The organism is Sulfidibacter corallicola, assembly GCF_017498545.1.
GTDB classification, from domain to species: domain Bacteria; phylum Acidobacteriota; class Holophagae; order Acanthopleuribacterales; family Acanthopleuribacteraceae; genus Sulfidibacter; species Sulfidibacter corallicola.
In genome coordinates, this window is the sequence record NZ_CP071793.1 from 8,633,363 (window position 1) to 8,647,831 (window position 14,469).

The window sequence follows — 14,469 nt, forward strand, 5'->3', positions numbered from 1 at the left end:
TTCATCAGAAACCCAGGAACCACCGAAACCAGGAAATCGGCAGGGTCGACCGTGCGAACGCGAGGCCCCGCGAGGACAAGGTACCATCTCTCCGGCCTCCTTCCTGGATTCCGTACTTCATGGGTTCCCGATATTTTTCTCGGGGGTTTCGAGAATTTCGGACAAGTACCCTCCACGGGCCCCAACGAAAGGTGAGTGGCACACCGGCATTCGCATCGGATCTGCCACTACCCGAGAATCACCAGGTTTCAGGCTGGAACCGGAGTCACTTTGGTGACGCTTCTTCGACCTTGCCGCGGGGCAGCGTCATCACCACCAGGCAGCCGCCCTCGCTGCCTCGCGCCAGCGACATGCGGCCCGCGTGTTCCTGGACCACCACGTCGTAGGTCAGGGTCAATCCGAGGCCCAGGTGCTCGCCGCCCGTGGGCTTGGTCGTGAAAAAGGGCGTGAACACCTGGTTGGCGACCGTATCGGCGAGGCCGGGTCCGTTGTCCTCGATCTCGATCGTGACCTCTTCGGAATGGGCGCTGGTCCGCACCCAGATCGTGCCTTCGATATGGGATTCCGATTCCGGACGACTCAGGATCGCCTCGACCGCGTTCGTGACGACGTTGATGATGGCCCGACTCAAATTTTGGGGCACGGCCACGATCGAGCCCGCGTTGGGATCGAGATCCAAAAGGAAATGGATTTGGATGGTGTCGTTCTTGACCTTGAAGCGGTGGTAGGCCAGGGCGGTGTACTGATCCACCAAACGGTTGATCTCCACGTCCTGGCGCTCGGCGCTCTTGCCACCCGTCAAGGTCAGCATCTTTTCGATGACCTGCTCCAGCTTGCGACCGTGGTACCGGGTTCGCTCGCAGCAGCGATCCAGGTCGTTCAACAACTCCAGGAACCGATCCAGCACCTCCTCCGGAATGGGGTCGCGGTTTTCGTTGAGGAAGGTGTCCATCTCCTGAAGCAGCTCCAGGGTGAGATCGCTGAAATTGTTGATGAAGTTGAGCGGGTTCTTGATCTCGTGGGCCAGACCGCCGGTCAGGGTGCCCATCGATGCCATCTTCTCCTTCATGATCAACTGGTTTTGGGTGCGCACGATCTCGGCGTTCTTGGCCGCCAGTTCCTGGTTTTTGGCTTCCAGGCGCTCGGTCCGTTCCGTGACCTTCTGCTCCAGATTGCGATGCACGTCCAGGAGCCGCAGGTGCATGGTGACCCGCGCCAACAGCTCGTGTTTGGAGATGGGTTTGGTGAGGTAGTCGTTGGCTCCGGAGGCGAACCCCTCCACCAGGTCCGAAATGCGGTTGCGCGCCGTGAGGAAGATGATCGGCAGTTCGTTGGGCGAATAGCGGCGGCGGATGCGTTTGCAGACTTCGTATCCGGAAAGCTGGGGCATCATGATGTCCAGCAGGACCAGGTCGAATCGGATCTCGTGGTTGAGCAGGGCCAGGGCCGATTGACCGTCGGCGGCTTCGGTCAGGTGGTAGTTGCGCAGGGATAGGTGGTTGATCAGGACACGTCGATTGACCGCTTCGTCGTCCACGATCAGGATGTTGAAGTCACCACCGGTCTGGGGCACGGAGGGACCCTGGCTCTCGTCGTCCAAGGTGTCCATGGGCAGGATTCGGCCCAGGATCTGTTGCTGGACCTCGCTCGGTGCTTGAGCCGGCTCCGAGGATCGCGGCAGGGTGAACCGGAAGGTGCTGCCGCAGCCCATGGCCGAGTCCACCTGAATGGTCCCTCCGTGGCGTTCGACCAAGGCTTTGGTCAGCGCCAGGCCCAAGCCGGAGCCGCGATGCTTGCGGGTGACCGAAGCCTCGAGCTGTTCGAAGGACCGGAACAGGCGCTCCTGCTTGTTGCGTGGGATGCCGACGCCGGTGTCGCTGACCCGGACCGAGATCTTGTCGCCCTGTACCTCGGCGCCCACTGCGATATGGCCGGCCTCGGTGAACTTGACCGCGTTGTCGAGCAGGTGAAAGAGAATCTGTTGAAGGCGATCCTCGTCGGCGAACACGGGGGGCAGGGCCGGGTCGATCTCGTTTCGCAGTTCGAGCGGCTTGGCGCCAAGGGAGGGTTGATAGAGCTGCAGCACCAGGTCACAGATCGTGTGTAGATTGAGCGGCTTGCAATGCAGCGGCAGACGTTCGTGCCTCAGCTTCGCGAAATCCAGCACGTCGTTGACCTGGCCCATGAGGCGGCGCGCGCAGTGAACGATCAAGGCCAGGTTGAAGCGCGTCTGTTTGGGAAGCTCGCCCGTGACCCCGTCCATCAGCGACTCCGCCAAGCCGATGATGCCGTTGAGCGGCGTGCGGAACTCGTGGGACGTATTGGCCAGAAAATCGTCCTTCAGCCGATTGAGTCGCCGCTCGTGGGCCAGCATCAGCCGCTGGCGCCGGATGAACGAGAGCGTCAGCAAGGCCGCGAACCCCGCATAGGACGCATAGGCCCACCAGGTCCGCCAGGGAGCCGGCGCCATGTGCACTTCGATTTCGGTGCCCTCCAGGTTCCAGACGCCGTCGCCGTTGGAGGCGCGGACCTGAAAGACATATTCGCCCGCCGGCAACCCGGTATAGGTGGCGAAGCGTTTGTTGGCGCGGGTTTCGATCCAGTCCACGTCGTACCCCTGCAACCGGTACCGGTAACGCTGGCGCTTGGGATGCGCGAAGTGGAGCGCCGCGAACTCGAATCCGATGACCGTGTGGCGGTGGTTCAGTTCCAATCGCTCGGCCGCCAACAGCGGTTTCGATAACAACCCGTGATCCGGCGCCGGCATGACCGGTTGATTGAACAACAAGAATTCGGTCAGGACCACGGCAGGCAGGTACTGGTCGACGCCGATTCGATTCGGAAAGAAATGGTTGTACCCGTTCAGCCCGCCGAAGAAAAAGGACCCGTCGGGATGGCTCAGAAAGGAACTCACGTTGAATTCGTTGCCCTGAAGGCCGTCGTCGCGGTCGAAGTGGTGGAACTTGGCATGTTCGGGGTCGAACCGCGAGATACCGCCATTGGTGCTGATCCACAGATGGCCGCGATCGTCTTCGAGGATGCCGTTGATGAAATCGTTCGCCATGCCGTCGTCCGTCGTGTAGCTGCGAAAGGTGCCGCTTTCGGTGTTCATACGGTTCAGGCCACCGGAGGTGCCGATCCAAAAGGAACCGTCGCGCGCATGATGAAGGACGGTCACGCGATGGTGACTCAGGGCGTCCATCCGATCGGGATCGGGGAAAAAAGCCGTGAACCGGCGCTCATCGACCGCAAACCGGTAAAGCCCGTTGTCGGTCGCCAGCCACAGACCCCGATCGGGATCCTCGGCCAATTGCCAGATGCGGCTTTCCAGGAATTGCGGATATCGCGGATCGCCGGTCATGTAGCGGGTGAATCGCCCGGTCTCGCGATCCATGGTGTTGAGCCCGTTTTCGGTAGCGATCCAAAAGCGACCTTCGCCATCGACGAGCATGTCGGAAACCCGTGGATGGCTCAGCGTTTCGGGGTCTTCCAATCGACTTGAAAAGCGCGAGAAGGTCCCGGTCTCCCGCTCGAAACGGTTCAAGCCGTTTTCGGTGCCCACCCAAAGCGTATCCTGCTCGTCCACGTACAGGCTGCGAATCACGCCGTCCGTCAACGATGTGGGTCGCTTGGGTTCGTGGTTGAAGTGCTGGAATCGTCCGGTGTCGGACTCCAGGCGGTTCAGCCCGTCCCCGGTGCCGACCCACAGGTTTTCGCTGCGGTCGAGCGCGAAGCACAACACGTGATCGTTGCTGAGGCTGCGCGGTTGGCCCGGCAGGTGGCGCACCAGGTTGAACGATTTGATGTGGCGTGGATCGTAACAACTGAGGCCACTGCCGTCGGTGCCGATCCAGAGCAATCCAGCGCGGTCCTGATGCAGTCGGGCGATCGAATCCTGGGCGATGCTGAAAGGATCGGCACGGTTGTGGCGCCAGACCCGTTTTTTACCGGTGACGGTGTGGTAGGTGATCAGCCCACCGCCTTCGGTGGCCACCCACAACTCGTCGGGGTTCAGGCGGTTGATGGCCAGCGACCAAATCGGGTAGGGGCTTTCGAACAAGGGAATCGGCGTGACCGTTTCGGTAATGGGATCGAACCGATCCAGGCCCGTTTCGGTACCCAGCCACAGCGTGCCGCGCGCATCCTGAACACCGTGCCACACCCAGCGGTGGCTCAGCGTTCCCGGTCCCTGGCCGCCGGGAATCCAGCGCGTTTCGGTGGAGGCGGGGTCGAACAGTGAAATGCCCTGGCCGGAACAGACCGCCAAGCGCCCGTCGCGTAGCGGGACGATCGCGGTCGCCATGGCGTAACTGCCCGTGTGGGGTTGTTTGCGGACGGCGGGATAGCGATGAAACCGGTTGGTTTCCAAATCCAGTCGATAGAGGCCACCCGAGCTGGTTGCTATGAACAATCCCCACTTGGGATCTTCGTAGAGATCCCATACCCAGGGGTGCTGAAGCCAGTCCTCGCGATCGGGTTGGGGCAGGTAGCGGGTGAAGCGCATGGTGTCCAAATCGAAGAGGTTGAAGCCATTGGAGGTGCCGACCCATATCTGGTGCGACTCGGGATCGGCCCGCGGTTCCAATGCGGTGATGAAGTTGTCCGTCAGGCTGTGGGGATCGTTGGGCCGGTGACGCAGCACCGTGAATTCGTATCCGTCGAATCGATTGAGCCCATCCTGGGTGCCCACCCACAAGAAACCGTAGCGATCCTGCAGAATCCCGTTGATGCTGCATTGGGACAGACCCTCGGTTTGCGCGTAGTTCCGGAACCGGGGCTGCGGTGGTTGGGCCACGACCGGCAAGCACAACACGCCCATCACCAGCGGAAACCATCGACTGGCGAAACGGCCCTGGCTCGGGCGCGCCGATACCCCGACGTGAGGCACGGGTCCGGTTGGGAGGGACTGTCCTTGTGTCACCGCATTTCCCGGAATGAATGGTTTTTTAGGGAGGTTCAATTCTTCGATTATACCGGATCGAGCGTTGCTCGGGATGCGAGAGCCGACAGAAATCTGTAGTAGAATGAGCGCGATTTTCTGGTTTCGTAGGTTCCATGTCCCTCATCGTGGGGTCGATCGGAGGCGGTTGTGTTTCGCGGTTTGCTCTATTATTGGCGTATTCATACGGCGGCGCTGCTCGGCATGGCGATCGCCGCATCGGTCCTGATCGGGGCCCTGCTCATCGGCGATTCGGTGCGCTCCAGCTTGCGGCACTTGGCCCTGGCCCGATTGGGAGCCCTGACGCATGCGCTGGCACCGGGCCGATTTTTTGACGAAGATTTTGCCGATCGGCTGCATCAAGCCGCTTCTCCAGGAGACCGTGGCGGCTTGCTGGCCGCGCCGCTGTTGTTGGTCGAGGGCAATGCCACCGCTGCCGGAACCCGGGCCTCCGGCGTCCAGGTGCTGGGCGTCGATGATCGCTTCGTGGAGGCCTTCGGCAGTTCCCAGCCACTGGTGTTCGAGACGGCCAAGCCGGGTTTTCCTGCCGCCGTCATCAACCGCGCGCTCGCCGCCGAACTGGGGATCGATGTCGGTGACGACCTGCTCCTCTCGTTTCAAAACCCCAGTGACCTGAACCGCGAGGCGATCCTTTCCCACAAGGACACCAATCGGGTCCTCCGCCGGCTGCGCGTGCAGGTCGCCGAGATCCTACCCGACGCGGGTTTGGGCGGCTTTGCCATGGGCGCGGCCAAGTCTCGTGTTTTCAACGTATTTCTCCCGCTGGATCGATTGCAACGCGAATTGGAGCGCGAGGGTCTCATCAACGTGGCCGTGGTGAGCGGCGTTCCGGAGGGCATGTCCGACGAGGATTTGACGCGTCGGATCGGTACGGCCATGACGCTCGGAGATTTGGGACTCGCCTGGCGACTGGGTCCGGATTCGGTCACTCTGGAAAGCCGCTCGTTTTTTTTCGATGAAGCCCACCTGCGGATGTTCGAGGATACGGCCGCCCGGCTGTCCGTGCCCGACCGTTTTCCCGTCTTCACCTACCTGGCCAATCGGTTGGGAACCTCGGATCGAGCCGTTCCCTATTCCACCGTCTGTGCCTTGCCGATCGATGCGGCCCGACCGGGATTCCGCGTGGCGGAGGGCGAGGGAGGCCTGGACGACGAGGGCATTTGGCTCAACGCTTGGACCGCCGCTCAGTTGCAAGTGGGTCTCGGCGATCGGGTTGTCATGGATTTTTTCCAGGTGGAACAGGGGGGTGAGAGCCGCGAATCGCAGGTTTCCTTCGAGGTACAGGGCATCGTCGAGATGTCCGGCATGGGCGTCGATGCGAACCTTTCACCCACCTTTCCGGGCATCGAAGACGCCGACAACATGAGCGACTGGGATCCTCCGTTTCAAATGAACCTGTCCGCGATTCGACCCGTGGACGAGACTTATTGGGACGATTATCGCGCCGCGCCCAAGGCCTTCGTGACCCTGGATCGGGGCCGGCGCATGTGGCACAACCGCTTTGGGGAGGCCACCGGATTTCGTCTGCTCACACAGGAACCGGAAGCGATGCGGGACCGGTGGCGCGACGAGCTGAAACGGGTGCTGACGCCGGAGTTCGGCAACATGGCGCCGTTTCCATTGCGGCGCTTGGCGTTGGAAGGAGCCGCCGGAGCCACCGATTTCACCGGTCTGTTCATCGCCTTCAGCTTTTTCCTCATCGCCGCCGCCTTGGGCCTGTTGGGCATGTTGATGCGCCTGGCCGTGAGCGAGCGATCGCGTGAAATCGGAACCCGCCTGGCGTTGGGTTTTCCGCCGCGCAAGGTGCGCGCGGTGTTCGTCCGAGAAGGCCTGGTGTTGGCTGCCGCCGGTTCGACCCTCGGCGTGTTCGGCGCCTGGGGTTTCGCCGCGGTGATGATGTACGGCATGCGGCACTGGTGGGGCTTGGGTACCTCGGTGCTCGAATTACACGTCTCGTTCCTGCCGGCATTGGTCGGCTGGGTGAGCTCGGTACTGGTGGCCTGGCTGACGGTGGTGTGGGCCGTGCGCGACGTGCGTCGTTTGGATGCCGCCCGGCTGCTGGCCGGCGGTCGTACCGACGCCATGCATTTCGGAAAGGGGCGCGCACGCTGGGTACGCGCCCTGGCCCTGCTCCTGGGATTGGGTTGCCTGGTGAGCCTCGCGTTCGTGGAGCAAACCGCCGGACCCGCCTTCGGCCTGGGGGTCGCCCTGCTTGTGGCCGGCCTGGCCCAAGTGTCGCTCGGGTTTCGTCCCTTTCCCGGTGACGCGCCCTTCGACGGCTTGACCGGCATGGCGCGTCGCAACCTGGCACTGTTCTCGGGAAGGGCCCTGCTATCGGTTTTTTTGGTGGCTGCGGCCTGCTTCGTCCTGGTGGTCACCGGCTTGAGCAAGTACGAAGGCGGTGCGGATGCCCAGACGCCAGGTGGTCCGGCCGGCGGCTACGATCTCGTCGCCGAATCCGACGTGCCCCTGTTCGTGGATCTTTCCGACGAGAAGGGTTGGGATGCGCTGACTCTCGACGATGGGTTGCGTCAAATGCTTGCCGAAACGGATCTGGTCCCGATGCGGCTACTGCCAGGCGACGATGCGAGCTGTTTGAATCTGTTTGCACCCCGTAAGCCGCGCATTCTCGGCTTGCCGAACCCCGAAGCTCTGAACGGACGATTTACCTTTTTCAGCACCCTGGAGCCGGCCGACAATCCCTGGACCCTGTTGAACACCGAATTCGAAGATGGCGCCATACCCGTGATCGGCGATTTCAATTCCATTTTGTGGATCTTGAAATCGGGTTTGGGCAAGGACATCGTGGTGCCCAACGCCGGCGGCGAACCCCTGCGATTGCGGATCGTGGCCACGGTCAACAAGAGCATCTTCCAAAGTGAGCTGATCATGGCGGAATCGCAGTTCCTGCGGGCATTCCCCGATCGCGCGGGATTCAACTATTATTTAATGGAATCCCGTTCCGGCGATCCCCAGGCCTTGATGCCCGCCTTGGAGCGCGGCCTGGCCGAATACGGGCTCGATGCCAAGTCGACCGGGCAACTGCTGGCCGGTTTTCACGCCATCGAGAATACCTACATCTCCATTTTCCAGGTACTGGGCGGCCTGGGCCTGCTGTTGGGAACCCTGGGGCTCGCCCTGATCGTGCTCCGCAACGCGTTGGAACGGGCCGGCGAGTTGGCGACGCTGCAGGCGTTGGGTTTCTCCCAAAATCGATTGCTGTGGCTGCAGTTCGCCGAAATGGGGCTCGTGCTGTCGAAGGGCATGCTGGTGGGCAGTCTTTCCGCGCTCGTGGCGGTGCTGCCGCAAATGTATCGCGTCGACGCCGGTCCGGCGGTCGAGCCGGTGCTCTACACACTGGCCGCGGTATTCCTCACCGGCATGTTGGCGACGCGTTGGGCGGTCGGTCGCGTGTTGCGGTTGCCCCTGCTCGAGAACCTCAAAGCCCGCTGACGCCGCGGGGCCTCAGTCCAGAGGGAACACCACCATGGCGGTCGTGCCTTCGCCGGGCGTGCTGGCGATGGTCAGTGCGCCGCTGTGTACTTCGGCGATCAATTTGCAGAGTTGCAGACCCAACCCGTCTTCGTCTTCCAGAGGCGCCTTGATTTCCGCGTAGGGCGCCACGTGTTCGTAGGTTTCCGAGTCCATGCCGTGGCCCTCGTCGGACACGCAGATCAGGTAACCCGTTCCTTCGACTCGGCCCTGCACCACCACGCGCGAATCGGGAAAACTGTAGGCCAGCGCGTTCTCCAGGAGTTCGTTGAGGAGAATCTTCATTTCGTCGAACGAAATGCGAACGGTCGCCAACTCGAGATCGAACACCACGTGGGGACAGCGATTGAATCGCGAGGTCAAGCCGGACAGCGCCTTTTCGATGGCCGGTTGCCACATGGCGCAACGCCGCGCCTGGAATTCGTTGAGCTTGGCGGGCGTCCCCAGTGCTTGGAGCAGGGAGTCGTACAGCGCCTTCTTCTCCTCCCGGGAGATCGGGGGAAGCGGTTGCTCGGGAACCAAGGACTCGTTGCCCTGGCCAATCAGGTGGCCGGGCTTTGCGGTGGCGGCATGCCCCGTGGCGACACCGGATAGGTTCCGTTCGGGCCGTCCTGGCTCGAGATGGGAACGCAGATCCGAGGTATTTTCCACCGCATTGGCTTGATTCATGAGAGCTCCTTTGTAAAAAGGCCGATGACTCTGGTTGAAAAAATGGCTTCCAAGTACTTGTTTCTGTTTGGCTTTGCCTATTTGGAGGGCGGTGTGTGGGGTTCTGGTGCTTGTGGTTGGAATGGTTCTGTAGCTCCCGTTTTGTGATTGATGAGCTGTCGCGTGGGCCGCCTGCGAGGTGATCATGACCAAAAGACCGGGCTCCCATGGTTCGCATGCACTTTACCTTAACCAGGGATTCGCCGCCCGAAGGCCGTTCGAGAGCGGTGAAAGTCGAATCCCTATCTATCGTGCGCGTGAGGGGCGTGGCTTGGTCGGTGACGTCCGCGTATGTGTGGAACCGGGCTGAACGCTTCGGGAAAATGAAGCGCGTTTCCGACGGCGATCGTGCCGCATCTGCACCGTTTCCGAAATCAGTCTAGCGCAATCCAGAGACGATTGGGTAGGGCGGTGGGTGATTTTTTTAACAAATGTTAGGAAATTTTACACATTTTTGACCAAAATGAAGTAAAAAAGACTAAATACGAAATCAGCAGCACCTGATATCCCAGGCGCGCAACTAAAGAGGGGAGTAGAGCCTTTCGCAGAGGTCGATCGATTTATCGACGAAAAATGGGGACGCTCCAGGGCGACGGAATGATAAGGCCTCGGGATTGGCCAGGATGTCCCTTTTTGGACTTAAGTTGGCCGAATTCAGGAGATTCGCTTGTTTGGCCTAATTGTGAGACGGCCTCGATCTGGCCAGAAACGATTCCATTCTGGAAAGCTTTGGATTTACGGTAACCATGGTCCAACCGGCGTCAAGGGACCTGGTGCATATCGCGATTAAAGGCAAGACCCCGGGGCGAACCGCCCCGGGATGCACGGATTGAAGTAAATCGGTTGTCGATCAAGTGCGGTGACTGGGCATCCTGAGCAGGTCCAAATGCGCGAGCCGCTTGATTTGTGCGGTGTTCAATTCCATTTGCTCCGACGTCCTTGCCTTGATGTAAGAAACGAGTAAGGATCTGGCTTCCTCGGCCGTTTGAACTGGCTTCTCGCCGTTAAAGGCCGTGAGATCCGGGTTTTGGTTGATGGCTTCGACGACTTCGGGCAGGTTCTCTTCGCTCAGTTCGAGATGGTTCTTCAGCTCTGTCGCCGTTTGGATTTGGTCACCGAGCCTACTGATTTGATCGGCTTCGCTCCGCGTCAGTTCGGCAATCATGTCTTTCATGTGAGATTCGGTTTCCGAAGTGAAGGACTCGTCATCCGAGTCGGGCGCACGGTCAAGGTGGATTGGTGCACTGATGTCCACACTGAACCCGCCGCGATTGACATCGATCGGGAAGGTCGGCGGAAATTGTTTGCCGTACATGGGTCGAGGAGTGAGCTCCCGTGTATGGGGATCGAAATCCACGATCAGCGAGGGGGCATCCTGCCGCTTGGTGAAATCCTTGACTTTGGATTCGCTGTTCAAGCCGTCGTTGACCGCCATCGAGGTGTGAACCCCGTCCATGTGATTCGGTAGTTTGCTCGACGGAACCCCGGCCGAAACGACCTGCAGGTGGTCCACATTGCGGTGCTCGCTGGACAAGGCATCGTAGAAGCCTTCAGAGTAGTCGCGACAAATTGCGACGGCCAGCCGCATGCCGGTCTTGGGGGATTCGAATTCGAAGCTCGAGGCGTCGATGCCTACATCGCGAGCGTTGGCAATCGATTGTTGGCGGGACGTTTGAGGATTGTTGCCGCTGGGAAAGGCCGAGAACGATTCGTGGCGAATGTCCTGAATATTCTTGCTATAGCCCTTGCCGCTGGTGGCGGCTTTCGTATAGTGCGGGTTGTCGATTTCCGAAGGCACGACTTTGCTGACCGAGCCCATTTTCCCATCGATGCCACCTTCGATGACGATCGCCTTGTTTTCGGTCGTCTTGAACATGGTGTGCCGCATGGGAACGGCCGTATATTGGCGGTTGGGGTCGCTTCTGAATTTGACGGTCCGGCCGCCACGCGATTCTTCCTTGATTTTCGTTCTGTTCACGCCGGATTTGTGCTCGGTGCGGTCGGAGGCCGTCATGTAAAAAGGCAGGAATTTGTTTTTGAATGCAGGCAGCTTTTGTTCGACGGCGTCCGCGACGGTCTGGAACGGCAGGCGACCCGGCGGATCTTGCATTTGGCTCTTCAGTTCCTTTTCCACACGCGTGTAAAGGCGCAGAATCGTTTTCACCGAACTCAGGTTCTTGAAATCACGCTTGACGCCGACAGCGGACTTGTAGGGGACGACCAGGCTCGCCAAAATGTCCTGAGCTTCGGCGAGTGCCGCGGCGTCGTTTTGTTGGACGAGGTCCCGCAACCTGTTCAATTGCGCTTCGGAAGGTTGCCGGCCTTGACCCAGGGAGGTCAGGAACATCAAGGCCTTGCGGTTTTTATCCAGGAATTGGATTTCCTTGATCGCTGCCTCCAAGACTTCGCCCTCGTCGATTTCCGCATCTTTCAATTCGTCGGGCGCCAATTGCGCCGCGTCGGGGTTCAGGGCCGTCAGCGCCCGATTGTATTCGTGCCCGACCGCCGACATGATCTTCCGTTCGCGAGAAGGTTCCCTTTTGAAGTTTTCGTTCTCGGAGGATTCCGCCCGTTCTTTGATGGGGTCCAATGCGTTTGCGTCGAAGCCAAACGCCTCCTCGATTTGTCTGAGATCGGAATCCACGAGTTTCGCGAGGTCTTCGGGGGCGTGGGCCACGGTCATGGTGCCGCATACGAAGACGCAACCTTCGAACTGTTCCTGGGAGGCCAGGCGCTGAATCTCGGCAATGGCATGAGCTTCCAATTCCGGGCTCAGATTGTGGCCGAAATCGTTCCAAAAGAATTCGGGGAGAGTGTAGACCTTTTTGGTATTGGGTCGGGGATCGTCCCACTTGCCATGGTGTAGGACTTCAAATGCATGGAAGGCTGCCTCGGCCTTGGCGGTGATCGATGCCTTGCTGTTTGGCAGCGCACCGCTGTCGTCGATGGTGTTGATGCGTAGCTGAACGACTTGGAGGCGTTTCGCTTCATCGCCCTTGGCCTTCGATTCCAGCGCGATTTGATCGATTGGTACCGAATGGGAGACGTGTCCCTTCGCCTCCAGTTTGGGCGAGCTGGAGTTGGAGGGGGTGGAACTCAGCTTGAGGGGGCTGGGGGTTTTGTGTGGGTGAACACTTGGCGTGTGGCTCTGCAGGATTGGCGATGAATGTGAACTGGAATGGCGAACGTGATTGCTGGACATACTCTTCAACTCCTTGGCGGTTGGTTGCACTCATCCTGGACCGGAGTTACCTCCAACTTCCGAAAGAGCCGGGACTGAGGGCATGGTCCAGGTCGCAGGTATTCACCACACTCTCATTGTCGAGTGCTGCGCGACCTGAATCAGGAAAGTGATGGAAGGTATGTGCGACCCGGGTTTATCGTCGAATAAACGCGAACGGCGAAGGGTATCGGACACACCTGTGTTTGGTTGGCTCTGCGGAAACATCGAGCCATGATGCGACCCGTTCACGGGCTGAGAGGAACGGGTCTTTTGGGGAAACGACTCATCCCCGATGAGTTACGAGATTACCCCAGGAATGTGGAGAAAAAGTGACGCAATCTTGGAGCTTTTCGGGAGTGACCGGAATGACGGAAAAAAACGCACCCCGGATTCGGCCGAAATGGCCTCCCGGGAGAGGTTCCGACCTTGAAGCTCGTCGGATATCATCGACTTCAGCCGGGGTTGTGGGCCGCCCATTTCCTGGCGGTGGTCGATTCGAACAGCAGCAGTGCCTGGCACTTGGGACAGCGCGCTTTGGCGTGGCTGGCCGGATCGGGCAGGCGCACCTTCTGGCTGCAGACGAAGCACATCACCACCTCGCGCTCGACCGGAACCGTGAGCTGGCTGGAGTCGGCCAATTTGGCTTGGAGCTTTCCGCCGCCACCGCCGCTGGTGATCGCCTGATAGGCGTTTTTGACCTTGGCGAACCGTTCGCTCGCCAATTCCCGCAACTCTTCGGGCGCGCTGTGGTGGCGGTCCGGATGGTATTTGATGCTCATTTCCCGGAAGGCCGCCTTCACCTGCTCGGGTTTGGCGTTGAACGGCAGTCCCAATGTCTCGTAGTCGTCGTTGCGGACTTCGCGGTAAAAGGGCTGGCGACAAATATCCGACTCTTCCTTGGTGGCGCCCATGCGTTCCGCCAATCGGTCGATGCAGGCCACCTCTTCGGGCGATATTTTCAGGTCCTTGGCCGCGACACGCCAGGCGTACATCAGCAACGCCATCCGCAGTTCGGGCTTGGTTCGCGCCGACTGAACCACCTTCTCGAAGATTTGGGTGTTGTTCTGCGCTTTCTCGATCATGAAGCGAATGTGTTTCGGGTCGACCCCCTGGGCCAACGATGCACAAATTTCGACGATCAGCTCGCGTTCGAGCTCGGTCTGCTTGCCATCGGCGCGGGCGACCTGGCTCAAAAAGCTGGCGACACCAAGGATCGTCACCTCGTCCTTTTCGTTTTTCTTGTCCGAGGACGTGTAATTGTCGACGCCGTGACCGACGAGGGCACCGATGCCTGCGCCCAGTGGGCCGCCGAATGCAGCGCCCAACGCGGCGCCGAACGCTTTCCATCCCCAAGCCATAACTAAACTTCCTCCCTCGAATTTCCGGAAGTGAGACCGCGGTCGATTGCTTCCGAACATTCTCCAAAGAAACCCTCGGATTTCCTAGGAAAAGTTGGCCCGTGCATGAACACCTCCTGCCCGCGAGGCGCCGGTGTTGTGTAAGGGCCGGCACCTGAAATTGGGGAGAGGGTCTCGCAACGAAATCTGACGCGGCTCACGGGCGACCCTCGCGATTGAACAGGCAGGCCCCGCTGATGTGTTCGTCTAGTCGGATCAGGCGATCTTCGTCGTCGAAAAGGGCATTGAGCATGAACGGCTCGTTGCGGAACATGTAACTGTACACGTAGGGATCGGTCTCTGGAACGGGCGAGCGATGGAGTTCGTCGAAATCCAACCACTTCAAGGTGCCTTCCGTGCATGTGGGCGGTTCGCGATACTCGATCTCGGCCGAATACACGAAGCCGACCCAGTTCATATGGGCCAGGGGAGAGGTTTCCACCAACATGCCGCGGTAGCGCATGGTATCGAGTTCGATGCCGGTCTCTTCGTACGTTTCGCGAATGGCACCCGCCAGCGGCGTTTCGTTGGGATCCACCTTCCCGCCGAGGGGGGTGAAGCGGCCGATATGCGGCTCTTTGGTTCGTTCCAGCAACATCAGGTTCCGGTGGTGGTGCAGCACACACAGGGTGGCGACCCGTTTGAGACCGGGACTGACGAAATGAGGATGGTCGGGATTCACTGAGCAC

Annotated in this window: 6 protein-coding genes; 1 reads left to right on the forward strand and 5 read right to left on the reverse strand. The window is 60.1% G+C overall.

Translation table 11 applies throughout. The annotated features are described in order from the left end of the window. Positions 1-265: 265 nt before the first annotated feature. Positions 266-4,921 carry a sensor histidine kinase gene (locus J3U87_RS26255; RefSeq protein ID WP_237378754.1) on the reverse strand — a complete coding sequence of 1,552 codons (4,656 nt, stop codon included), beginning with the start codon at positions 4,919-4,921 and terminating at the stop codon, positions 266-268. A gap of 168 nt (positions 4,922-5,089) precedes the next feature. Here J3U87_RS26255 and J3U87_RS26260 point away from each other — a divergent pair, with 168 nt between their 5' ends. Beyond that, entirely contained in the window at positions 5,090-8,413 is a 3,324-nt protein-coding gene (locus tag J3U87_RS26260; RefSeq protein WP_237378755.1) for an ABC transporter permease, read from the forward strand. A 12-nt stretch (positions 8,414-8,425) separates the two neighbouring features. Here the strand turns inward: J3U87_RS26260 and J3U87_RS26265 are convergent, their stop codons facing one another. From J3U87_RS26265 to J3U87_RS26280, 4 genes are all read right to left on the reverse strand, one after another. Beyond that, the gene (locus J3U87_RS26265; RefSeq protein ID WP_237378756.1) at positions 8,426-9,121 is read right to left on the reverse strand and encodes a sensor histidine kinase; all 696 of its coding nucleotides are present in this window, start codon (positions 9,119-9,121) and stop codon (positions 8,426-8,428) included. Positions 9,122-10,010: 889 nt separating this feature from the next. Next, on the reverse strand, positions 10,011-12,362 hold the full coding sequence (locus J3U87_RS26270) for a hypothetical protein (protein ID WP_237378757.1): 2,352 nt from the start codon (positions 12,360-12,362) through the stop codon (positions 10,011-10,013). A 473-nt stretch (positions 12,363-12,835) separates the two neighbouring features. Next, positions 12,836-13,741, reverse strand: coding sequence for a DnaJ domain-containing protein (locus J3U87_RS26275; RefSeq protein WP_237378758.1), 906 nt, complete (start codon positions 13,739-13,741; stop codon positions 12,836-12,838). 196 nt (positions 13,742-13,937) lie between these two features. Further along, the gene (locus tag J3U87_RS26280; RefSeq protein ID WP_237378759.1) at positions 13,938-14,462 is read right to left on the reverse strand and encodes an NUDIX hydrolase; all 525 of its coding nucleotides are present in this window, start codon (positions 14,460-14,462) and stop codon (positions 13,938-13,940) included. Between the last annotated feature and the right edge of the window lie 7 nt (positions 14,463-14,469).

What these genes read in the sequence shown, in the direction of transcription:
- J3U87_RS26265 (WP_237378756.1), bottom strand. Translation starts at nt 9,121, where the DNA reads ATGAATCAAGCCAATGCGGTGGAAAATACCTCGGATCTGCGTTCCCAT.
- J3U87_RS26270 (WP_237378757.1), bottom strand. Translation starts at nt 12,362, where the DNA reads ATGTCCAGCAATCACGTTCGCCATTCCAGTTCACATTCATCGCCAATC.
- J3U87_RS26275 (WP_237378758.1), bottom strand. Translation starts at nt 13,741, where the DNA reads ATGGCTTGGGGATGGAAAGCGTTCGGCGCCGCGTTGGGCGCTGCATTC.